The sequence below is a fragment of the Ruegeria sp. HKCCD3925 genome, assembly GCF_057221175.1.
In genome coordinates this window covers 81000-102683 of sequence record NZ_JBWVBI010000001.1, presented here as the reverse complement: position 1 = coordinate 102683, position 21684 = coordinate 81000, and the positions used below count along the sequence as shown (strand labels likewise).

General features: G+C 58.6%; 25 protein-coding genes and 1 tRNA gene. 14 read left to right on the top strand and 12 right to left on the bottom strand.

Annotated elements, in window-relative coordinates:
- Both AC2TEM_RS00505 and AC2TEM_RS00500 read right to left on the bottom strand, forming a co-directional pair.
- The gene (locus AC2TEM_RS00505; protein ID WP_170422094.1) at window positions 1–918 is read right to left on the bottom strand and encodes a dihydrodipicolinate synthase family protein; all 918 of its coding nucleotides are present in this window, start codon (window positions 916–918) and stop codon (window positions 1–3) included.
- 7 nt (window positions 919–925) lie between these two features.
- On the bottom strand, window positions 926–1636 hold the full coding sequence (locus AC2TEM_RS00500) for a GntR family transcriptional regulator (RefSeq protein ID WP_170396695.1): 711 nt from the start codon (window positions 1634–1636) through the stop codon (window positions 926–928).
- Between the two features lie 133 nt (window positions 1637–1769).
- Between AC2TEM_RS00500 and AC2TEM_RS00495 the strand changes: the two genes are divergently transcribed.
- The 3 genes from AC2TEM_RS00495 to AC2TEM_RS00485 all read left to right on the top strand — a co-directional run bounded on the left by AC2TEM_RS00495 (window position 1770) and on the right by AC2TEM_RS00485 (window position 4103).
- Complete coding sequence (locus AC2TEM_RS00495) at window positions 1770–2720, top strand: GlxA family transcriptional regulator (RefSeq protein ID WP_170396693.1); 951 nt, start codon at window positions 1770–1772, stop codon at window positions 2718–2720.
- Between the two features lie 74 nt (window positions 2721–2794).
- Window positions 2795–3550 carry a 3-hydroxyacyl-CoA dehydrogenase gene (locus AC2TEM_RS00490; protein ID WP_170422096.1) on the top strand — a complete coding sequence of 252 codons (756 nt, stop codon included), beginning with the start codon at window positions 2795–2797 and terminating at the stop codon, window positions 3548–3550.
- Window positions 3551–3560: 10 nt separating this feature from the next.
- Window positions 3561–4103, top strand: a complete 543-nt coding sequence (locus AC2TEM_RS00485; RefSeq protein ID WP_170422099.1) for a sugar O-acetyltransferase — start codon at window positions 3561–3563, stop codon at window positions 4101–4103.
- A gap of 71 nt (window positions 4104–4174) precedes the next feature.
- On the opposite strand, the gene AC2TEM_RS00480 is transcribed toward AC2TEM_RS00485, so the two are convergent.
- The 3 genes from AC2TEM_RS00480 to AC2TEM_RS00470 form a co-directional block, all read right to left on the bottom strand.
- A complete protein-coding gene (locus AC2TEM_RS00480) occupies window positions 4175–5983 on the bottom strand; it encodes an ABC-F family ATP-binding cassette domain-containing protein (protein ID WP_480790368.1) in 1809 nt (602 codons plus the stop codon).
- Window positions 5984–6051: 68 nt separating this feature from the next.
- Complete coding sequence (locus AC2TEM_RS00475; protein ID WP_170396687.1) at window positions 6052–6786, bottom strand: GNAT family N-acyltransferase; 735 nt, start codon at window positions 6784–6786, stop codon at window positions 6052–6054.
- 98 nt (window positions 6787–6884) lie between these two features.
- Entirely contained in the window at window positions 6885–7361 is a 477-nt protein-coding gene (locus tag AC2TEM_RS00470; protein ID WP_170396685.1) for an outer membrane protein assembly factor BamE, read from the bottom strand.
- 84 nt (window positions 7362–7445) lie between these two features.
- Here AC2TEM_RS00470 and AC2TEM_RS00465 point away from each other — a divergent pair, with 84 nt between their 5' ends.
- The 8 genes from AC2TEM_RS00465 to AC2TEM_RS00430 all read left to right on the top strand — a co-directional run bounded on the left by AC2TEM_RS00465 (window position 7446) and on the right by AC2TEM_RS00430 (window position 12787).
- Window positions 7446–7982 carry a DUF177 domain-containing protein gene (locus AC2TEM_RS00465; protein WP_170422102.1) on the top strand — a complete coding sequence of 179 codons (537 nt, stop codon included), beginning with the start codon at window positions 7446–7448 and terminating at the stop codon, window positions 7980–7982.
- Window positions 7983–8187: 205 nt separating this feature from the next.
- A complete protein-coding gene (gene rpmF, locus AC2TEM_RS00460; RefSeq protein ID WP_008756996.1) occupies window positions 8188–8394 on the top strand; it encodes a 50S ribosomal protein L32 in 207 nt (68 codons plus the stop codon).
- Between the two features lie 24 nt (window positions 8395–8418).
- Window positions 8419–9504 (top strand): phosphate acyltransferase PlsX, encoded by a 1086-nt coding sequence (gene plsX, locus AC2TEM_RS00455; protein ID WP_170396680.1) that lies wholly within the window; start codon window positions 8419–8421, stop codon window positions 9502–9504.
- 24 nt (window positions 9505–9528) lie between these two features.
- Entirely contained in the window at window positions 9529–10500 is a 972-nt protein-coding gene (locus AC2TEM_RS00450; RefSeq protein ID WP_170406350.1) for a beta-ketoacyl-ACP synthase III, read from the top strand.
- A gap of 96 nt (window positions 10501–10596) precedes the next feature.
- Window positions 10597–10899 carry an integration host factor subunit alpha gene (gene ihfA / locus AC2TEM_RS00445; protein ID WP_008755922.1) on the top strand — a complete coding sequence of 101 codons (303 nt, stop codon included), beginning with the start codon at window positions 10597–10599 and terminating at the stop codon, window positions 10897–10899.
- A gap of 18 nt (window positions 10900–10917) precedes the next feature.
- Window positions 10918–11508 (top strand): MerR family transcriptional regulator, encoded by a 591-nt coding sequence (locus AC2TEM_RS00440; RefSeq protein WP_170422104.1) that lies wholly within the window; start codon window positions 10918–10920, stop codon window positions 11506–11508.
- Between the two features lie 61 nt (window positions 11509–11569).
- A tRNA-Pro gene (locus AC2TEM_RS00435) sits at window positions 11570–11646 on the top strand.
- Window positions 11647–11707: 61 nt separating this feature from the next.
- Window positions 11708–12787 (top strand): 2'-deoxycytidine 5'-triphosphate deaminase, encoded by a 1080-nt coding sequence (locus AC2TEM_RS00430; RefSeq protein ID WP_480855942.1) that lies wholly within the window; start codon window positions 11708–11710, stop codon window positions 12785–12787.
- Window positions 12788–12790: 3 nt separating this feature from the next.
- Here AC2TEM_RS00430 and AC2TEM_RS00425 read toward each other — a convergent pair whose 3' ends face one another.
- The 6 genes from AC2TEM_RS00425 to argS all read right to left on the bottom strand — a co-directional run bounded on the left by AC2TEM_RS00425 (window position 12791) and on the right by argS (window position 18403).
- A complete protein-coding gene (locus AC2TEM_RS00425) occupies window positions 12791–13030 on the bottom strand; it encodes a hypothetical protein (protein ID WP_170422110.1) in 240 nt (79 codons plus the stop codon).
- A 65-nt stretch (window positions 13031–13095) separates the two neighbouring features.
- The gene (gene scpB / locus AC2TEM_RS00420; protein WP_170422113.1) at window positions 13096–13746 is read right to left on the bottom strand and encodes an SMC-Scp complex subunit ScpB; all 651 of its coding nucleotides are present in this window, start codon (window positions 13744–13746) and stop codon (window positions 13096–13098) included.
- Window positions 13739–14533 (bottom strand): segregation and condensation protein A, encoded by a 795-nt coding sequence (locus tag AC2TEM_RS00415; protein WP_170422116.1) that lies wholly within the window; start codon window positions 14531–14533, stop codon window positions 13739–13741. The genes scpB and AC2TEM_RS00415 overlap by 8 nt, the downstream gene beginning before the upstream one ends.
- Window positions 14523–15530, bottom strand: a complete 1008-nt coding sequence (gene nagZ, locus AC2TEM_RS00410) for a beta-N-acetylhexosaminidase (RefSeq protein ID WP_170422119.1) — start codon at window positions 15528–15530, stop codon at window positions 14523–14525. Before nagZ ends, AC2TEM_RS00415 begins: the two co-directional genes overlap by 11 nt.
- Window positions 15527–16618, bottom strand: a complete 1092-nt coding sequence (locus AC2TEM_RS00405) for an SPOR domain-containing protein (RefSeq protein WP_480503319.1) — start codon at window positions 16616–16618, stop codon at window positions 15527–15529. The genes nagZ and AC2TEM_RS00405 overlap by 4 nt, the downstream gene beginning before the upstream one ends.
- A 39-nt stretch (window positions 16619–16657) precedes the next feature.
- Window positions 16658–18403 (bottom strand): arginine--tRNA ligase, encoded by a 1746-nt coding sequence (gene argS / locus AC2TEM_RS00400; protein ID WP_170422121.1) that lies wholly within the window; start codon window positions 18401–18403, stop codon window positions 16658–16660.
- Window positions 18404–18533: 130 nt separating this feature from the next.
- Here argS and AC2TEM_RS00395 point away from each other — a divergent pair, with 130 nt between their 5' ends.
- On the top strand, window positions 18534–19085 hold the full coding sequence (locus tag AC2TEM_RS00395) for a molybdopterin-binding protein (protein WP_170422124.1): 552 nt from the start codon (window positions 18534–18536) through the stop codon (window positions 19083–19085).
- Here AC2TEM_RS00395 and AC2TEM_RS00390 read toward each other — a convergent pair.
- Window positions 19067–20224 (bottom strand): deoxyguanosinetriphosphate triphosphohydrolase, encoded by a 1158-nt coding sequence (locus AC2TEM_RS00390; RefSeq protein WP_170422127.1) that lies wholly within the window; start codon window positions 20222–20224, stop codon window positions 19067–19069. The genes AC2TEM_RS00395 and AC2TEM_RS00390 overlap by 19 nt on opposite strands.
- A gap of 76 nt (window positions 20225–20300) precedes the next feature.
- Here AC2TEM_RS00390 and AC2TEM_RS00385 point away from each other — a divergent pair, with 76 nt between their 5' ends.
- Window positions 20301–20624: a HesB/IscA family protein gene (locus AC2TEM_RS00385; protein ID WP_170396659.1), complete on the top strand. Its 324-nt coding sequence runs from the start codon at window positions 20301–20303 to the stop codon at window positions 20622–20624.
- 280 nt (window positions 20625–20904) lie between these two features.
- Window positions 20905–21684: an exodeoxyribonuclease III gene (gene xth, locus AC2TEM_RS00380; protein WP_170422130.1), complete on the top strand. Its 780-nt coding sequence runs from the start codon at window positions 20905–20907 to the stop codon at window positions 21682–21684.

The following is a 21684-nucleotide window of genomic DNA, read 5'->3' as shown; positions in this document are numbered from 1 at the left end:
TTAACCCTCCGCCACGATATCTGCGATTTTGCGTTTCAGAACGCGCGTCACCTGCTCCAGCGCGCGTTTGTCATCCTTGTTCAGCCCTTTGAGCGGAGGTCTCACCATCCCAGCATCGATCCCGTTCATGGTCACCCCATACTTGATCGTCTGGATGAATTTGCCGCCCTGCTCCAGCACCCGCATCAGCGGCATCAGCGCGCTCATGATGCGACGGCCCTTGGCAAAGTTGCCCTCGATCACACAAGCCTGATACAGCGCCACGTGTTCGGCGGGCAGAAAGTTCGACCCACCACAGACCCAGAACGGCGCTCCCCAGGCGAAGAACTCCAGCGCCTGATCATCCATGCCGCAGCCCAGCTGAATATGCGGATAATCCCGCGCCAGCAGATGGACCCGGTTGATATCGCCCGAGCTTTCCTTGATGCCACAGAAGTTCCGGCTGCGGCCTACGCGGTCCAGGAATTCTTCCCCCATCATCGTGCCGGTCCGGTGCGGATAGTTGTACAGCATCACCGGCAGGTCAGCCGCCTTGTCGATTGCCAGCGCATTCAGCGCATTCTCGCGGTCGGTCGGCACCGAATAGGGCGGGCTGGCCAACAAGATCGCATCTGCGCCTAGGTCTCGCGCACCTGAGGCTAAAGCGACGGAATCCCCGGTCAGCATCGCCCCCGTTCCCACAACCAGAGGCACACGCCCCTTCAGTTGTTCATGCGTAAAGCGCGCCAGTTCCAGCCGCTCATCGACGGTCTGCGCATAGTTTTCGCCGGTGGACCCGCCCGAGATCAGCCCGTGCACACCATTCTCGATCAGGTACTCGATCACCTCGGCCAACGCGTCCCAGTTCACGCCACCATCCGCCGCGTAGGGTGTCACCACCGGCGTATAAATACCCTCAAATCTGAAGATCGGAGTCATGTGTCCCTCATGCAGAAGTCTTACCGGGGACCTGCCCCAGCGGAAAATCCAACCCCTCGGGCATCACGAACAGCTCGATCTGATCGCGTGACAGGGTCCAGTGGTCGTCGGCCAGCTGCGCAGCAGCCGCCTCATCGCCCGCCTCGATGGCGGCGATGATGGCGTCATGCTGGTCGCTCGCCTCTGAAAGGTTCTCAGCCATTCGTGCGGTCTGCGGGCGATAAAATGTCATCCCGATCCGCGCGTGATCGATCAGCAACCGGTTGAACGATGGGGATAAATAGACATTCCCCGCCATCTCTCCGGTCACCTCGTGAAACCGGGTATTGGCCAGCGTCCGCTCCTCAGCCGAGCCTGTACGCAAGGCTTGCCGAAACGTCTCTTGCGCCTCTTTCAACTGATCGATCTGATCGTGCGTCGCATTCGCCGCGGCCAGACGCAGCACCGCGCCATAGACCATCGGCGCAACCAGAAAGAAATCGCGTAGCGTGGTATGAGACATCTCTGACACCCGCGCCCCGCGATGGGTGCGCAGGTCCAGATACCCCTCACCGGCCAACTGCCGGAACACTTCGCGCAATGGCGTGCGCGACAGGCCAAAGGCCTGCGACAGCTGCGCCTCGTCCAAATCCTCTCCGGGACGCAAACGCAGGGTCAGAACCGACATCTTCAGATGCTCAGCCAACGCCTCTTTTGGTGATTTCCCTTCGTCCCTCATCCGATCCCCTTCATCACGATCCCGCGAATCGATAGCTTGCCCTCTGGTATCGTATAAAAATACATGTTGTATACAGTTAGTTTTCGTGCAGCATGCAGAAAACTGTCAGAACGCCCTGATTCCGGTCCTATCGATGAGCCAAACACAGCACTACGCCTTCATACTGGTCGAGGAATTCTCGCATCTCGCCTTCTCCTGCGCGGTCGAGCCATTGCGGATCGCAAATTTGCTGGCCGAGGAAGATCTTTATCGATGGTCCTTCCTGTCCGAACACGCAGAGCATGCGGTCTGTTCAAACGGATCGGTCACTTTGGTGCATGGCGGATTGGGATCTATCCCAAAATGTGACCAACTGTTTGTTCTGTCAGGAATAAACATGCGCAATCACGTCTCGCGTCCGCTGCTCGCAACCCTGCGCCGAGAGCGGGCACGGGGCACCAATATCAGCGCCTTGTGTTCCGGTGCATGGCTGCTGGCCGAGGCCGGATTTTTGGATGGGATGCAGGCAGCGATCCATTGGGAATACCATGATGCTTTCATGGAGGCCTTCCCCGAGATAAACCTTGTTCGCAGCGTCTTTGTCGCCGACGAAAAACACATGACCGCCTCGGGTGGCACCGCAACCGCCGATCTGATGCTGCACCTGATCGAACGCGACCACGGTCACGATCTATCAGTCGCAGTGGCCGATCAAATGGTCTATAACGCCGTGCGCAACGCCACCGCCGATCAGCGCGTTTCGCTGCAATCGCGCAACGGGATGCGGAACGCGCATCTGGCCAAGGCAATCCACATCATGACCGACAATATCCAAAGCCCGTTGTCCCCCTCGGTCATTGCCAGCGATATCGGCATCTCAACCCGGCAACTGGAGCGCCTGTTTGGGAAATTCCTGAACACCTCGCCTAAGAAATACTTCATGGAATTGCGGCTGGACCGCGCCCGCAATCTGCTGTTGCAGACCGAATCTTCGGTGACCGAGGTCGCCTTTGCCTGCGGTTTCGAAAGCGCCGGCCATTTCTCGCGTGTGTACCGGGCTGCGTTTGGCGTCACGCCGATGCAGCAGCGCAGCAGGCTTGATTGATCAAAGCTGTGACTGGACAGAGGGCCATGGTTGGGATTATCTGAACAAGTGTTCAGATCAGGAAGGAACCCGCCATGCAACTCTCAACCACAGCTGCGGTGATCACCGGCGGAGCCTCCGGCCTGGGTGAAGCCACAGCCCGTCACTTTGCCGAGAACGGCGCGCAGGTCACAATCCTTGACCGCGACGCCGAGCGTGGCCCGCAGGTCGCGGCTGAAATCGGCGGACATTTCGCACAAACCGATGTGACGGTTGAGGCCTCGGTCGCTTCAGCGATTGCACATGCGATGGACAAGATGGGTCGCATCACCGCCGCAGTGAACTGCGCCGGAATTGCGATTGGAGCTAAGACTGTGGGCAAAGACGGCCCCCACCCTCTGGAGGCGTTCCAGCGTACCATCGACATCAATCTGGTCGGTTCCTTCAACGTCTCGCGTCTTGCTGCCGCAGAGATGGCAAAGAATGACCCCGAACCGGATGGCGCGCGCGGCGTGATTATCAACACCGCCTCGATCGCGGCCTTTGACGGGCAAAAGGGTCAGGCGGCCTATGCAGCCTCGAAAGGCGGCGTGGTCGGCATGACGCTACCCATGGCGCGCGATCTGGCCTCGACTGGTATCCGTGTGATGGCCATCGCACCGGGCATCTTCATGACCCCGATGCTGGCCGGCCTGCCTGAAGAGGTGCAGCAACAGCTTGCGGCGGACGTCCCCAACCCTGCTCGCCTCGGCGACCCGCGCGAATACGGTCGTCTGGCCGGGTTCATCGTCGAGATGGGCTACCTGAACGGAGAGGTCATCCGCATCGACGGTGCCCTGCGGATGCGCTAAGACGGGTTTCATGACCGAGCGGCAGAAAATGGCGGCAGGCGAGTGGTATTGCTGCCTCGACCCCGAACTGGAAGTGCTTCGTATGAAAGCACGCCGCGCGGTCCATGCCCACAACACCTGCCCGCCCGATGACCGAGGGGCTATAGCTCCCGAATTGGCGGCGCTCTTTGCGGGGATCGGGCAAGATTGCTATTTTGAGGCTCCGTTCCACTGCGCTTATGGAATGAACCTAACGCTGGGCGACCGGGTGTATCTGAATGCGGGCTGTGTCATTCTCGACACCGCGCCAGTTCGCATCGGCAGTGACTCGATGCTCGGCCCCACGGTGCAGATCTATTGCGCCCAACACGCCAAAGACCCAGCCCTGCGCGCACAGGGTCTGGAAATCGACCACCCGGTGACAATCGGCGAAAACGTCTGGATCGGCGGCGGCGCGATCATCATGCCCGGCGTCACTATCGGAGACCGCGCCATCGTCGGCGCGGGCAGTGTCGTCACGAAGGACGTCCCCGCCGGAGCAACTGTTGCCGGTAACCCCGCCCGCCCCATTTGAGCACGCGCAAACCGGTGCATAGGTTTGTACAACTCAGACAATCTAGTCGATTGAGGTTGTACAACTCGGACTCAACCGGCTTCGGCCTTCTCTTCCAGCATCAGCCACTCTTCCTCAGCCGCTGACAGTTTTACCTGCCGTTCGACCAGGGCATCGGTTGCCTTCTGGAACTTGATCGGTTCGCGTGTGAACAGCTCAGGATCAGACATCAGATCTTCGAGCTTGGCGATCTCGGCTTCAAGGCGCGCGATCTCTGCTGGTAGCTTCTCAAGTCGGTGTTTCTCCGAAAATGAAAGCCCCGCCTTCTGCTTCGCCTCTTGCTTCACTTTCGGCTTTGAAGGCCTTGGTTTTTCTTCCTTTTTCGCAATCACATCACCTCGCTGAGCGATGTAATCGGACCAACCACCAGCATAGACGGTCGCGCGCCCGTTGCCCTCCATGGCGATGGTTGTGGTCGCAACACGATCCAGAAAATCCCGATCGTGGCTAACGAGCAGCACCGTGCCATCATAGTCGTCCAGCAATTCCTGCAGCAGATCCAGCGTTTCGACATCCAGATCGTTGGTCGGTTCGTCCAGCACCAGCAGGTTAGAGGTTTTTGCCATCAGTTTCGCCAACAGCAACCGGGCTTTTTCCCCTCCGGACAATGACTTAACAGCCGCTCTTGCCTGCGCATCATCAAACAGAAACTCTTTGAGATAGCCCACCACATGCTTGGGCTGCCCGCCGACCATCACCTGATCGGCCTTGCCCGAGACCCGCATCTCGGGATCGCCGGTCAAGCTGTCCCACAGGCTCATTTCCGGGTCCAGCTGTGCCCTCGCCTGATCGAACACGGCGATCTCAAGGTTAGTACCCAGCACCACCGAACCCTCGTCCGGTTCGACCTGACCTAGCAGCATTTTCAGCAACGTCGTTTTGCCCACACCGTTCGGCCCAACAAAGGCCACACGGTCACCGCGCTGAACCAGAAGATCGAAATTGCGCACGATCTGCTGAGAGTCAAATGACTTTGAAACGCCGTTGGCCTCGATGACCTTGCGGCCTGATTTCGGACCGGATTCCAACGTCATGGCAGCCGATCCCTGACGTTTGATCTGCGCTGCACGCTCGGCGCGCAAGGCTTGTAGCGCCCGAACACGACCCTGATTGCGCTTGCGGCGGGCGCTGATACCCTCGACGGCCCATCGCGCCTCGGACTTGATCAAGCGGTTCAGCTTGTGGCGCTGCTGATCCTCCTCTTCCCAGACCTTGTCCCTCCAGTTTTCAAAGGCCGCAAAGCCCTGTTCTTGCCGCCGCACAACTCCGCGATCGATCCACAGCGTCGCACGGGTCAACGCACGCAGGAAAGCGCGATCATGCGAGATCAGAACATAGGCTGCACGGGTCGAGCCCAACTCACGCTCCAACCACGCAATCGCCTCGATATCCAGGTGGTTCGTCGGTTCGTCCAGCAACATCAGGTCCGGCGCTTCGGCCATCAGCTTGGCCAAGGCGGCGCGTCGCTTTTCCCCACCTGAAGCGGTTTCGACCGCACGCTCAGGGTCGAATTTCAGCCCTTCGCCCGCGCGTTCGACCTTATACAGCTCGCCCGGTTCCAACCCGCTTGAGGCATAGTCTCCAAGCGTCGCGAATCCCTGCATTCCGGGATCCTGCTCCATGTAACCCACTGATTTACCCGGAGGGATGACGATTTCACCCTGATCGGCCTCGACCAGCCCGGCCATAACTTTCATCAAGGTGGATTTGCCAGACCCGTTCCGCCCGACCAGCGCGACGCGATCACCGGGTTGAACCACAAGGTCCAGATCGGAAAACACCGGATCGCCCCCGAACGTCAGAGAGATACCGGACATCTGCAATAAAGGAATTCTCGCCATACCCGCCAGCTAAACCGGCCAAAGCAAGGCGTCAACGCCCCAACTTCACCTTTTCCCAGATACTCAAATCACCCAGCCACCGCGCGCAGCAACCGTTTACGGGCTGGGGGAATTGCTCCGATTTCAAGGCCGGTGAACACATGCAGGGTGTTCATGTGCCTGTCCACCACCGCATGATCGCTGACCCACCCCCCCATCATCAGATAGGTGCGCAACAAGGGCGGCATCCTCAGCATCGCCTGTTTTACATCGGGGCGTCGGCGCAAACGCGCCGCAAAGCGAAACACATCCGGCGCCTTGACTCGTGGCAACCAACGCCTTGGTGCCAGATGCCGGTGTTTGAGCATCGCAAAAGCGTCAAGATATTCGGCTGTTTCGGTTCCAGCGAATGACGAACAACCAAACAGCATTTCGATCCCGTTCTGATCGACATACGCCGTCATTGCGCCCCACGCGACACGCAAGATATCCGGATCATTGTAGTCCGGGTGGATACAGAACCGACCCATCTCGACCATCGGTCCCGTAAAATCGCATAGCGCCGACAGGTCATAGAACTGTGCCGAGTAGCTGAGTCCGATTTCAAAGCCGCCCTGCATTGTCAGCATACGGAAACAGCACACCAACGCCCCACCGGCCTGCAGATCTTCGACCAGAACATGGGCGCAGCGTTCGTCAAAAGCATCACAATCCTGACCATCAGTAGCAAAGGTCAGCATCCTCAGCGTCTGCGCCGCCGCCACGTCTTGCTCGGTTTGCGCCAAGCGGGCGCGATATCGGCCCTTGTCCAACAAAACCGCCATGGTCGCATCCTCCTGCGGTTGCTGACCGGTCACATCTGTCTGGTCCTTACTACAGAATGTGTGACTGTCCTGTGACCACTGCAAGAGAATTGGTCGCTTTAGTTGTTTGCGCCAGGAATATTTGCCGGGTTGAAGTTGCCGATGTTACCCAGAAGCTGACGCAGGAAGCCTTTGTCTTCCACGTTGGAATCGGTCACGCGACGATCCAGCACGATGACATAGCCGTCTTCCAGGCCGAACCGCTCGATATTGCGAACGACACCGCGCTGATCAAAGCTGATCGCGACCAGTTCACGTGAAACGACCTCGGGTCGTTTGGGCCCATAATGACGGACGCGCGAGGCGACATAGTAATAGCCCGAATCCCGCACCACGCCCGCCGAGCTGGGCGCGCCGATGGTTTCTTCAACACTATCGCGGGTATCGACGCCGACCTTGATTTTGGCCAGATCCTCTGGCGGAGGCACGTAGCCGTGATTCTTGAAGATTGGTGAACATGCGCCCGCGACCGCCAGACAGGCCGCAAAGACAAGCGTTTTCGACGCTGGTTTCAACCTGTTCAAACCCTTCAACATGCACATCCTCTTGCCATGGCCCCTTGCGGACCCTATCCGATTACAGAAACCAAGGCTCCGGTTCAACACAGGAAAACCTCACGAATGAGCAACCAGACATCTTTACGCGTCGCAGACCTGCCGCAAAACGCTCCGACCCCGTTTGAGTTGCGCCCGACCGGCGAGGCGCTGGAGGCCATAAAACAAGAGCTCGGCCTGCTTGGCCTGCGCAAGCTCAGCTTTGTCGGCGAATTACGCGCGCAGGGCAAACGGGATTGGATGCTTTCTGGCAAGCTGGGCGCAACGGTGATCCAACCTTGTGTCGTGACGCTGGAACCTGTGACCACACGCATCGACACCCCGGTGAGTCGCGTCTTTGTGGCCGATTGGAGCGATCCGGAAGAGCCCGAGTTCGAAATCCCCGAGGATGACGAGACCGAACCGCTTGGCCCCGAGATCGATCCTGCGCTGATCATGGTTGAAGCGCTGTCGCTGGCCCTGCCCCAATACCCACGGAAGGATGGAGTCGAGCTGGGCCAGATAGACTATACCGAACCGGGCAAACAGGCCCTCACGGATGAGGATGTAAAACCCTTCGCTGGTTTGGCGGGGCTGCGGGATGCGATGAAAAAAGACGAGTGACAGGCGAGGGATTTCCTGTCATAGCAGGCCGTCAGAAAAACCGCTTGAACATGACGAGAATCGCAGTATTTTCGCGCGCTCATTGGAATTTGGGTTGGACATTGCGGGGCAAGCCCCTTAAACGCGCGTCAAACCACGAGAAAACAAAGTACGTAACCCGGCTGACAGCGATTCTGTCAGCCCATATCAGACAAAGGTTGAGACCATGGCCGTCCAACAGAACAAAGTTTCCAAGTCGCGTCGCAACAACCGCCGCGCACACGACGCTCTGGTTGCTGCAAACCCGAACGAATGCCCGAACTGCGGCGAACTGAAGCGCCCACACCACGTTTGCGCATCTTGCGGCCACTATGACGATCGTGAAGTCGTCGCTCAGGCCGACGAAATCGACCTGGACGAAGACGCGGCCTAAGCCTGATTGGACGCAGGCCAAGGCATGACGGATCAGCCCACGCAGACCGGACGGATCATCATCTCGGTTGACGCTATGGGCGGAGATTCGGGCCCTGCCGTCGTTGTGGCGGGCATTGCAAAATCTGCGGACAAGAACCCGAAGATCGGGTTCATCCTGCACGGTCAGGAACAGGAACTACGCAAGCTGGTTGCCAAACGGCGTGTCCTTGATGGGCGCGTCGTTTTTCGTGATTGCCCGGACGTGGTCACGATGGAAGACAAACCAAGCCAGGTTGTCCGCAGCGGCAAGAGCACGTCGATGTGGTCCGCTCTGGAAGCGGTGCGTGCAGGTGAAGCGCACGGCGCAGTGTCCTGCGGCAATACGGGCGCGCTGATGGCCATGTCCATGTTGCGGCTGCGCAAGCTGCCCGGCGTGAACCGCCCTGCCATCGCGATCCTGTGGCCCTCGCGCAATCCGCATGGGTTCAACGTGATGCTGGACGTCGGCGCAGATGTGCGCGCTGATGCCAAGGACCTTTTGCAATACGCGCTGATGGGGGCTTCATACGCGCGCAACGGTATGGCGCTCAGCCGCCCTAGGATCGGGTTGCTGAATGTCGGCACCGAAGAACACAAGGGCCGCGCCGAACTGAAGGAAGCCCACGCGATGATCTCGGACTTTGCCGATCAGGCGAATTTCGAATTCGTGGGCTTTGTCGAAGGCAGCGATATCCCCGGCGACAAAGCTGACGTGATCGTGACCGACGGCTTCACTGGAAATGTCGCCATTAAAACCGGCGAAGGCACCGCGAACCTTATCGGTGATTTGCTTCGTGAAGCGTTCAAATACTCGCCCCTATCCCGGCTGGCCTCGATCCTGGCAATCACCTCGTTGAATCGTCTGAAAAAGCGGATAGACCCGCGCCGCGTCAATGGCGGCGTGTTCTTGGGACTCAACGGAACCGTGGTGAAATCCCACGGCGGAGCGGACGCAACCGGCGTTTCCGCAGCGGTTAAGCTGGCCTTCACTCTGGCTGAATCCGGTTTCGCCGAAAAATTGGCGGCACGGGTTGCATCAACAGCCGCACTTGCACAAGATGCGGCCCATTCCGTGTCTCAATCGGAATAATAACAAAAAAGGCAGTACCCCAGCATGGCAGGCCGCTCAGTTGTTGTAGGTGTCGGGCATTATTTGCCAGAGCGCGTTGTACCGAACTCTGAGTTCGAGAAAACGCTGGATACGACGGACGAATGGATTCGCACCCGGTCCGGGATCGAGCGGCGACACTTCGCGGCCGAGGACGAAACCACTTCCGATCTGGCCACCAAAGCGGCCGAAGCCGCACTGGCTGATGCCGGACTGACGGCGGATGATATCGACGCGATTGTACTGGCAACCTCCACAGCTGATTTGACCTTTCCTTCGGCGGCAACCATGGTACAGGCCCGGTTGGGCATGACCAAAGGTTTTGCCTTCGATGTACAGGCGGTCTGCGCAGGGTTTGTCTTTGCGCTCAGCAACGCCAACGCCCTGATCCTGTCCGGTCAGGCCAAGCGCGTACTGGTGATCGGCGCCGAGACCTTTTCACGAATCATGGACTGGACCGACCGGTCGACCTGCGTGCTGTTTGGCGATGGCGCGGGCGCACTGGTTCTGGAAGAGCAAGAGGGTCAGGGCACTTCGGATGATCGCGGTATTCTTGCGACCGACTTGAATTCGGACGGACGCTACAAAGACCTTCTCTATGTTGATGGCGGGGTTTCGACCCAATCCACCGGCCACTTGCGGATGCAGGGCAATCAGGTCTTCCGTCATGCGGTCGAGAAACTGGCCCGAACCGCAGAAGTCGCGCTGGAGCGTGCAGGTCTGTCCAGCGACGATGTTGACTGGATCGTGCCGCATCAGGCCAATATCCGCATTATTCAGGGCACCGCCAAGAAGATGGGCCTGCCGATGGATAACGTTGTGGTCACCGTTCAGGACCATGGCAACACATCGGCAGCCTCAATCCCTCTGGCCCTGTCGGTGGGCAAGCAAAACGGCCAGATCAAAACCGGCGATCTGATCGTTACAGAGGCGATTGGTGGCGGTCTGGCCTGGGGTGCGGTCGCACTGCGTTGGTGACCGGCACAATCCGGCTTACAGAGCCTCCTGCAATTCATTGATATTGACAGCGAATTTTGCATAGCCATATGCTCAGACATCAACAGGGGAAAAAGCATGGGCGACAAAACACTGACCCGAATGGATCTGAGCGAGGCCGTCTTTCGTGAGGTTGGCCTGTCACGCAATGAAAGCGCACAGCTGGTCGAAAGCGTTCTGAACCACATGTCTGACGCGCTGGTGCGTGGCGAACAGGTCAAGATTTCGTCCTTCGGCACCTTCAGCGTTCGGGACAAAACTGCCCGTATCGGTCGCAACCCTAAAACCGGTGAAGAGGTTCCGATCCAGCCCCGTCGTGTACTGACATTCCGTCCGTCGCACCTGATGAAGGATCGCGTCGCCGCAGGGAACCGCAAGTAAGTTCAGGACATCCAGGTTATGAGTAAGTCCCCCGATGCCTTTCGCACCATAAGTGAAGTTGCGGACTGGCTCGGAGTTCAGGCTCATGTGCTGCGTTTCTGGGAAAGCCGATTTACCCAAGTCAAACCCGTCAAACGCGCCGGTGGGCGGCGATATTATCGCCCCAATGATATGCGCCTGCTGGGCGGTATCAAGAAACTGCTACACGAGGACGGGATTACCATCAAAGGTGTTCAGCGTATCCTTCGGGAACAGGGCGTTGCGCATGTTGCATCGCTGTCACCTAGCCTGGACGAAAACGCGCCCGCACCCAGCATCGACGATACTGTGGTTCCGTTCGCTTCAGCGCCGGAACCATCCGCAAACCAGATCGACATGGATTTGGGCGAACCCGCCCATTCCCCTGCCCCAGAGGCTCCGAAACCCGTCGCAACCCCCGAACCCAAACCGATACCGGCTGAGCTGGATGCAGCGCCGCTGATGGGTGGTATTGCCTCGCTGGCATGGAATCGTGACGAGTATGACGATGAGCTGTTGCACCAGATTGCACCCATCGCCAAGGACCTGCGCAGGTGGCTGGATCGCGTCGAACACCACACGGCGGGATAGCAAAAAAGGCGATGATTTCCTCTTGCCCCCGCCGGGAAAGTCTTTATGAACACCTCAACGTCGGGCTATGGCGCAGCCTGGTAGCGCGTCCGTCTGGGGGACGGAAGGTCGCAGGTTCGAGTCCTGCTAGCCCGACCAAATCACACCGACGTTTATGGCACATAGGCCAGATCCCGCTCTGGCAGCAGAGGGGATCGAGATGACAGGTGTTTGCCCAAACCAACAGCTTGAGGCGATGATTGCACGCGGTGAGATCACCGCCAGCCCGGACATCATCCCTGCACAGGTGCAGCCGGCAAGCCTTGATCTACGTTTGGGAACAGTGGCTTACCGGGTGCGCGCGTCCTTTCTGGCGGGCGAAGGGCGTTCTGTCGCAGACCGGCTGGCCGAGTTTGAGATGCACCGCATCGACATCACTGAAGGCGCTGTTCTGGAAAAGGGCTGTGTCTATCTGGTGCCGCTGATGGAATCGCTCGCCCTGCCCGATGACATCAGTGCGGTGGCCAATGCCAAAAGCTCGACCGGGCGGCTCGACTTGCTCACGCGCACGATCACTGATGGCGGAACCGAGTTTGATCGGGTTCCCGCAGGCTACACAGGTCCGCTTTATGCCGAGATCTGCCCGCGATCGTTCTCGGTTCTGGTGCGCCCCGGAATGCGTCTGAATCAGATCCGTTTCCGCAAAGGTCAGGCGGTACTCAGCGACGCCGAGCTGACCGCGTTGCATGGTCAAACGCCGTTGGTTGATGGGCCAGCCGTCATTCAGGACGGGTTGGGGTTTTCGGTCGATCTGCAACTGCCCGATACCGATCTGGTCGGCTATCGCGCCAAGCCCCATACCGGGGTGATCGATCTGGATCGGATCGGCGAATACGACCCGCAGGAATACTGGGAAGAGGTGCATACCAAGGACGGTCGCATCATCCTCGACCCCGGCGCGTTCTACATTCTCGTCAGCCGCGAAGCGGTGCATATCCCGCCAATGTATGCTGCTGAAATGGCCCCATATCTCGTTATGGTCGGCGAGTTCCGGGTACATTACGCCGGATTCTTTGACCCGGGCTTTGGACATGCCGAAGCAGGCGGTGCCGGATCACGCGGGGTGCTGGAAGTGCGCTGCCACGAAGCGCCATTTGTGTTGGAACACGGACAAGTCGTCGGGCGCCTGGTTTATGAGAAGATGGCCGAAATGCCGACACAGCTATATGGTGCTGGGATTGCTTCGAACTATCAGGGTCAAGGCCTGAAATTGTCCAAACATTTCAAAGCTGTGGGCTGAGTTTCAGAACTTCATGAACCGACGCATCTGACGCGACACCTGCCGCATCTGCTTTGCGCTTTGATTTTGGCGCTTGGTCGCATTGCGCATCTGGCGATCCGCCTCGGGGCCATTCTCAACATCAGACTGACCCGGTTTGCGGCCCACCTTGCTGGCCATATCAATACCCTTGTCCACACCGTGGTTCACCAGGCGACGCATCACCCGGCGCACGATCATATCGATGATCCGATTGGCATTCATTGGCTCAACTCCGTTATGTGCACCCTAGGATAGGTGCGATCTGCGGCAATAAAAGGGCCGTCCGATCACTCTTCTTCGAACAGCTCGGTTTGATCTTCGTCCTCGTCATCACCCTTTCCTTCGCCCAGCGGCACAGCACCAGGGGGTGGGCGATTCTCCAACAGTCCGGCTGCGCGCAACTCCTTCAGGCCCGGCAGGTCACGGGCGTTTTCCAGCCCGAAATGATCCAGAAACTCAGGCGTTACGACGAATGTCACCGGACGGCCCGGTGTCATGCGGCGGCGGCCCAGCCGGATCCATTCCATTTCGAGCAACTGGTCGATAGTTCCGCGCGAAACGGACACGCCCCGGATTTCCTCGATCTCCGCACGCGTGCAGGGCTGGTGATAAGCCACGATCGCCAGCGTTTCGATGGCCGCCCGGCTAAGCTTGCGGGTCTCAACCGTTTCCTTCTGCATCAGGAAGCCAAGATCGGGGGCTGTGCGGATCGCCCAAGCCTCACCAACGCGCACCACACGCACCCCGCGCCCTTCGTACCGTTTCTGAAGCGATTCAACAGCTTGCGCGGCATTGCTGCCATGGGGCATCCGCGCTTCAAGATCACCAATCGTCACCGGCTCGGCGCTGGCAAACAGCACGGCCTCGACCATACGTTCCTGTTCCGCCAAGGGCGGCGCTTCGAACAGTGTGCCTGTCTCTTCGTTGGCGTCAGTCACGTGTCTCAGTCCTCTTACGCAGATGGATCGGCGCAAATGTCTCGCTTTGCTTGATCTCCATATGTCCTTCTTTCACCAGCTCAAGCGAGGCTGCGAAGGTTGCAGCCGTAGCAGAGCGTCGCCGAACCGGATCAGCATCCCAGCCTTCGGGCAGGTAGGTCTCCATATCCGTCCACGCACCGGCAAAGCCTATCAGGGGCCGCATCCGCTCAAGCGCTTGTTCCATGGTGAAAACGGCGTCGCGGTCCATGACGAAGGGGCGGAACTCGTCGCGCGTGCGGATACGCGCATAGCCCTGCATCAAGTCCAGCAATGTGGCGGAATAGGTCACGGTGCGGATACGCCTAACATCCTCACCCTGCCCGCGTTTGAAAAAATCGCGGCCCAATTGATCACGCGCCATCAGGCGCGCCGCGGCATCGCGCATGGCCTGCAAGCGTTCCAATTGGAACGCGAGGTGCGCGGCGAGTTCTTCACCCGAAGGACCCTCATCATCCGGGTCCGGAGGCAGCAGCAAGCGGGATTTCAGAAAGGCCAGCCAAGCGGCCATCACCAGATAGTCGGCGGCCAGTTCGATCCTCAACTGACGCGCTTTTTCGACAAAGGTCAGATACTGTTGCGCTAACGCCAGAACCGAGATTTTGCGCAAGTCCACTTTTTGCGTACGCGAAAGTGTCAAAAGCACATCGAGCGGACCCTCAAACCCGTCGACGTCCACAATCAAAGCCTCGGCGGCCAGCCGATCGGCTACCGAGACCGGGTCTTCGCTGAAAAGGTTATCCTGCATATACCTGCCCGCCCATTAGGGCAGATAGTTCCGCCTCGGCGGCTTGGATGTCAAGTTCCTGTGGCGGCTGGCGTCGAGCCAACGCCCGATCTGCGCGGGCTTGTGCCGCATCCGACATCTCACCAGCGGCTTCGAGCACCTTAGCACGCTCTTCAAAGGCCCCGTTGCAGTGCAAAGTAACATCGCATCCAGCGTCCAGTGCCTGTCGGGCCAAGTCGGCGGGCGCGCCGTTCAGGGCTTTCATCGTGATATCGTCGGTCATAATCAGACCGTCGAAACCGATGCGCTCCCTAATCAAAGTCATCATTCCAGCAGAAATCGTTGCGGGCCGTGGATCGATCTGGTCATAAACCAAATGCGCCGTCATCCCCATCGGCAAGTCGTTCAGCGCGCGGAATGGTGCAAAATCTGCTGCTTCCAGTGCACTTAGAGAAAGATCCACATGCGGCAACTCGTGATGACTGTCGAGCGTCGACAGACCGTGGCCGGGCATGTGCTTTACTACCGGCAACACTCCGCCATCAAGGTGTCCGTTGGCAACGGCTCGACCAATCGCGGAAACCTTTTCGGGATCAGACCCATAGCAGCGGTTCTTCAGGAACGCATGAGTACCCTCGCGGGCCAGATCGACCATCGGCGCACAATTGCTGTCGATGCCCAATCCCAGCAGTTCATGCGCGATCAGACGATAGCGCAGATACATCGCGCGCTCGGCCTGATCTCCGGCATGCGCGACATGATTCAAAGGGGGCAACCATTCACGGGCTAAAGGTGCGCGCAGACGTTGTACGCGGCCACCTTCCTGATCGACTGTGATTAGGCAATTTCGGCCAACCGCCTCGCGGAAGTCCTCGCACAAGGCGCGGGTCTGGTCAGCGGATTCGATGTTGCGGGCAAACAGAATGAACCCGAACGGGTTCATCTCTTTGAACAAAGCTTTTTCATCCGGCGTCAGGCGCAGCCCTTCGGCATCGGTGATAACCGCGCCAAATCTCACCGGACGGCGACCGGGATACAGTCTGCACCCTGCGCGACTAGGGCCGCGCAAAACTGGCGCGAGTCGCTCAGGTCATCAAACCCCATGACACGCAGGCGATAGAAGGTTCGTCCTCCGCTTGAAGTCTTCTGTATAACACGCTGTTTTCCATCCATATATTCTCCAAATCGGCCATTCAAACGAGCCCATTCGGCCTGCGCCACATCGGCGCTTTCGTATGCCCCAAGCTGAGCAAGTCGCGTGCCTTTGGTCAATGTATCGGGATCAACGTCCAGACCAACAGCAGCCTTTACTGCAGCATTGATCGCAGCTTCCGTAGCGCTGTTGGACGAAATAGAACTTGGCGTAGCGCGGGCTGGACGCACATGCGGACGCAGCGACCGGCGCACACCAGGCAGTGCAGCAATCTTAGGGTCGGGCTGTTGCGCGGCGTAATCAGCCGGATCAATCGCGGGCTCTTCTTCGGGCGTGACCAGGGAAGCCAATTGCACGCCCTGCTCAGGCGTCTGTTCAGGCAGAGGTTCGGCGGCGAGCCCTTCGGCCAGAGCGTTCACGATCGCCTGATCAGTGGCGGGTTCCTCAATCACTTGCACTGCATTTGTGGCCTCAAGCGCGGTCATGGGCGTGTCTTCATCAGTCAGAGACACGGGGCGCGGTGCGAGGATCAGACGATCTGCCGGCGGTGCAGCAGTCCCGACAGCGGCAACTGCATTCACCGCTAGGCCCTGATGATCAGCAGGCGTCCCGCCGGGATTTTCGGGCTGCACGCGCATGGGTCCTTCGGCGGCGCGCACGACCGGTACCCCGCTGACGTCGCGCATGATCAGTTGGTAGCCCCAAACGCCGACTCCGGCGACCAGCGCCAAAGACGCAACCGCACCAAGCACGTTGACAATACGGCCCAGCCCAGCGCCTGCGCGCGGGGCGTCATCATAGCTATAGCTTTCATCAGGATAATCATACGCATCTTCAGGATGCGATTGATTCGAGTAATGCATCTGCTCGGGGCTATGCTGCCCCGAGTAATCGTAACGTGCCATTTCCGCCTCACCGCCCGATTGCGCCGCAAATAGTGGCGCGCGGGTCATTTCTTGTCTGCCTCAGACCGGCGGTTCGGGCGATATTTGTTATCGCATCTCCTGCGCCGGGGTAACGCCAAGAATACCCAAGCCCGCTGAAATCACAACAGAAACAGCCCGGGCCAGTGCGATTTTCGATTGGCTTGTGGCAACATCGCCATCCTGAATGAAACGCAACTGGGTTTCGTCATTGCCCTTGTTCCACAGCGCGTGGAAATCTCCTGCCAATTCATAGAGATAGAAGGCAACCCGGTGCGGTTCATTTGTGCGAGCGGCGATTTCAACCAGACGTGGCCATTCTGCCAGCTTCTTGGCAACGGTCAGCTCAGAGGCGTGGTCGATCTTGCCCAGATCTGCCCCTGATAGCGTAGCATCATCGGCAGAAATCCCGGCCTCAGCGGCGCGGCGCAGCACACTCATGACGCGGGCATGGGCGTATTGGACGTAGAACACCGGGTTTTCGCGGCTTTGTTCCAACACCTTGTCGAAATCGAAATCCAGCGGTGCGTCGTTCTTGCGGGTCAGCATCACGAAACGGGTTACATCAGGCCCGACCTGATCGACTACATCGCGCAACGTGACAAAGTTCCCTGCCCGCTTGGACATCTTGAATGGCTCGCCATTCTTCCACAACTTCACCAATTGGGTCAGCTTGATATCCAGCGGCACCTTACCATCGGAAAGAGCCGAAACGGCCGCCTTCATCCGTTTGACATAGCCGCCATGGTCCGCACCGAACACGTCGATTAGCGCGTCAAACCCACGGCTCACCTTGTCATAATGATAAGCGATATCCGGGGCGAAATAGGTCCAGCTGCCGTCCGACTTCTTGACCGGGCGGTCGACGTCATCCCCGTGTTCAGTAGATTTGAACAAGGTTTGCTCGCGCGGCTCCCAATCCTCGGGCTTCTTACCCTTGGGCGGCTCAAGCACGCCTTCGTAGATCAGGCCCTTGTCGGTCAAAGACTGAAGCGCCGCCTCGATCCGACCCGTGCCGTAGAGCGACTTCTCTGAGAAGAACACATCCATCTCAACGCCCAGCGCCTTCAGGTCGGCGCGGATCAGGTCCATCATCGCGTCGCTGGCAAAGTTGCGCAGCTCTTCCAGCCATTCGCTTTCCGGCTTGTCGATCAGGCTGTCGCCGTATTTCTCTTTCAGCGCTTCACCGATCGGGATCAGGTAGTCGCCCGGGTACAGCCCCTCGGCGATCTCTGGGCTCAGACCATTCGCCTCGCGATACCGTTCATAGGCCGACCGCGCCAGCACATCCACCTGCGCGCCGCCATCGTTGATGTAGTATTCGCGGGTCACATCATGGCCCGAATAGGCCAGCAGGCTTGCCAGCGCATCACCGAACACCGCACCCCGCGTGTGGCCCACATGCAGCGGGCCGGTCGGGTTGGCCGAGACATACTCCACGTTCACCTTCTGACCATGTCCCATGGTCGAACGGCCATAATCGGTGCCCTTTTCCAGCACCGCAGCCAACACTCCCTGCCAAACCGAAGGCGCAAGCCGCAGGTTTAGAAAGCCCGGACCTGCCACCTCGGCGCTGGTGATCCGACCGTCCGCAGACAGCTTGCCTGCCAGCACATCCGCAATGTCCCGCGGCTTCATCTTCGCTGGTTTCGCCAGTACCATCGCCGCATTGGTCGCCATATCGCCATGCGCCGCATCGCGCGGAGGCTCAACCGCCACGTTGTCAAAGCTCAGCCCCTCAGGCAGCGCGCCTTCGGACTGCATCTGCGCCAGCGCGTCCAGTACCAGGCCGCGGATCTCGGAAAACAGGTTCATTTCGGATGTCCTTTTGCTTGCCGCGGGGTTTACCACGCAAAGCGCCAAGGTCAATGGACGCCTAAATTTTGCGCTTGGATTAACCGCTATCAGGGCTAAGGTCGGGGAAAACCGTGACCGGAGCCCCTGAATGCGCCTTACCCTGCCCTTCGCCTTGCTGCTGACCACCGCCCTGCCCACATGGGCCGAGATGCCCTCACCTCAAGGCCACGTATTGCTGACGCTCGGTGGCGCCATCACCGAAACCAATCTGCCCGCGCGCGCTGAGAACGACGGTGGGCTGTTGGGTTTTCTCGAAGTCACACATGACGGTGCAGCAGGCTTTGACGCTGCCATGCTGGACGGGTTGGAACAGATCGAAATCACCATCCCCTACGGCCCGCCAGAGAACCAGCGCGACTATACCTTTTCCGGCCCACTGTTGTCCGACGTGATGACGATGGCAGGTGCGAGGGGCAAATCTGCTCTGCCCATGGCTATGGATGGCTATCAGGCTGAAATCCCATGGGAAAGCATCGAGACACATCAACCCATCGTGGCCACCCACGCGGATGGCGTGCCGATGGGCATTGGTAGTTACGGCCCCACGATGATCGTTTTCCCGCCCACGAATGATGCTGAACTGGCTCAAACACAAGCCAGCCAACAGGTCTGGGCCATCGCCTATATTGCGATCGAGTGATCTCCGGTAAGCCGGGCATGGTCTTGCAGCGCAAACCTGTCGGTCATGCCCGCGATATAATCCGAGACGATGCGGGCCAGCGCGGTCTCATCCTTTGCCGTCTCGATATCGACATGCCAGTGCCTGGGCATCTGTTTCGGGTCGGACAGGTAAATCGGAAACAGTTCCTCAACCACCTTGCTGACACTGGCGCGCACTTCCATCACGCTCGGTGCGCGATACATACGCGAAAACAGGAAGGCGCGGATCTGTTTGAGCTTCGCCCAAAGATCATCCGAGAATTGAATGACCGGATAACCCAGATGGCGGATATCCTCGACCGACTGCGCCCCCGAGGCCGCTATCAACGCGCGTGAGGTGTCGATAACATCCGAAACCATGACGCCAAATACCCGTCTGAGCGCCTCGTGCCGACGGCGATAAGGGTCAAGACCCGGATACTTGGCATCCACTTCGGCGAAACAGGCATCAATTATGGGAAGCTGCTGAATGTCTTCATCTCTGAACAATCCCGCCCGCAATCCGTCAAATAGATCGTGGTTGTTGTAGGCAATGTCGTCCGATAGCGCCGCAACCTGCGCCTCAGCGCTCGCATGAGTATGGAGTTCGAGGTCAAAGCCCCGATTACACTCGGCCAATGCCCAAGGCAATGCACCAGTGACCGGCCCGTTGTGCTTGGCTATCCCTTCCAGACATTCCCAGGTCAGGTTGCACCCATCGAACTCGGCGTAGTGACGCTCAAGTTTGGTTACGATCCGAATGGCCTGCGCGTTGTGATCGAAGCCACCATATGGCTCCATCAACGCATGCAGAGCGTCCTCGCCCGTGTGACCAAACGGTGTATGCCCGAGGTCATGCGCCAACGCGACCGCTTCGGTCAATTCGCCGTTCAGGCCTAAGGCCCCGGCAATCGTTCGGGCCACCTGAGCCACTTCTATGGAATGCGTCAGGCGGGTTCGATAACTGTCACCCTCATGCTCAACAAACACTTGGGTTTTGTGTTTGAGCCGCCGAAATGCGCTAGCGTGAATAATCCTGTCCCGGTCGCGCTGAAAGCATGACCGAAAACTGCTTTCCTCCTCAGGTACAAGCCGCCCCCTTGCGCGGCCTGGGTCCGAGGCAAAACCCGCTCTGTCCAAAGGTCTTGTCCTTGTCGCCTGTCGTCAGGTTCCATATATTGTACGATGCTAAGGAAATAAACCTTTGGAGACCGGCATGAATCTGCCCCCAACAGTCACAGAACGCGCCTTTGAACGCCTGGCCGAAATCGGTGCCGCAGATCAGGGCCAGGCCCTGCGTGTCGCTGTGGAGGGTGGCGGATGTTCCGGATTTCAATATGAGATCGCCCTGGATGTGCCGAAAGAGGACGATTTGGTGCTAGAGGGCAAAGGCCAAAAGGTCATCGTCGACTCGATCTCTCTGCCGTTTCTGGAGAACGCGGTAATTGATTTCACACAGGAACTCATCGGCGCGCGCTTCGTGATTGAGAACCCCAACGCCACCTCGTCCTGCGGCTGCGGCACATCGTTCTCGATGTAGCTCCGGTGGGGGCTTTGCCCCCACACCCCCAAGGTATTTTTAGCCAGATGAAGAGGGATCCGCTCTCTGACAGTCAAAGTCAGAGAGCTTCACCTGGCGCGGTCATCGGCGCCTCCGCCTGTACCGCATACTCAGTTTTGACGAATATGGTTAAGAATCCGTTTCTTCATCTGGCCCAAAATACCTCGGAGCGCGAGGCAGAGCCTCGCTAACTTGTTCGGCAACTTGCCGTTGCGTGTATTCTGCGCGATAGGTTGCCAATGGCACCGGAGGATCACGCATGAAAATCGCCACATTCAACATCAACGGTATCAAGGCACGGGCCGAGGCGTTACCTCGCTGGTTGGATGAGGCACAGCCCGATGTCGTGTTGCTGCAGGAAATCAAATCAATCGATGAGAATTTCCCCCGCGAGATTTTCGAGGGGCGCGGATATAACGTTGAAACCCACGGGCAAAAGAGCTTCAACGGCGTTGCAATCCTTTCGAAATTGCCGCTTGAGGATGTCTCCCGTGGGTTGCCCGGTGATGAAAGTGATGAGCAGGCGCGCTGGATCGAAGCTACTGTCATAGGAAAGAGAGCACTGCGCATCTGCGGATTGTATCTGCCAAATGGCAATCCGGTGCCGGGACCGAAATATGACTACAAGCTTGAGTGGATGGAGCGCCTCTATGATCGTGCCCGCGATTTGATGGCATCAGAGGAACCCGCGTTGATGGCCGGGGATTACAATATTATCCCGCAGGCCGAAGATGCCAAGCGCCCCGACGCCTGGCGCGAGGATGCGCTATTTCGACCCGAAAGTCGTGCTGCATTCCGCAAGGTATTGAATCTGGGCTTTACCGAAGCATTTCGCGCTCGAACGCAAGGCCCCGGTCATTACTCATTCTGGGATTATCAAGCCGGTGCGTGGAACAGAAACGACGGGATTCGCATCGATCACTTTCTTCTGACGCCGCAAGCTGCAGATTTGATGCGTGATTGCAGGATCGATGCCGAAGTGAGGGGGCACGAAAAACCTTCGGACCATGTGCCGGTCTGGGTTGATCTCGACCTGTGA